This is a genomic window from Bacillus sp. BML-BC051, assembly GCF_019656175.1.
Classification (GTDB): Bacteria; Bacillota; Bacilli; order Bacillales; family Bacillaceae_G; genus Bacillus_A; species Bacillus_A mobilis.
On the sequence record NZ_BPLI01000150.1, the window covers coordinates 1 to 407 of the forward strand.

Sequence of the window (407 nt, forward strand, 5' to 3'; positions counted from 1 at the left end):
GGTAGAACGACTGACATGGGACGTATGGGTATTAAAGGAACTAAAGGTAACACAGGTCTCACTGGTGCCACTGGACCTCAAGGTAACACAGGTGCTACTGGTGCTACTGGACCTCAAGGGTATCAAGGTAACACGGGTGCTACTGGACCTCAAGGCGTTCAAGGTAACACGGGTGCTACTGGACCTCAAGGCGTTCAAGGTAACACGGGTGCTACTGGTGCCACTGGACCTCAAGGTATTCAAGGTAACACAGGCGCTACTGGTGCTACCGGACCTCAAGGTAACACGGGCGCTACTGGTGCCACTGGGCCTCAAGGTAACACAGGTGCTACCGGTGCCACTGGGCCTCAAGGTAACACAGGTGCTACCGGTGCCACTGGACCTCAAGGTATTCAAGGTAACACAGG

At 54.5% G+C, this 407-nt stretch carries 1 pseudogene; it reads left to right on the top strand.

The annotated features are described in order from the left end of the window. A pseudogene (locus K5S59_RS29720) lies at positions 1 to 407 on the top strand (collagen-like protein); the annotation flags it as partial.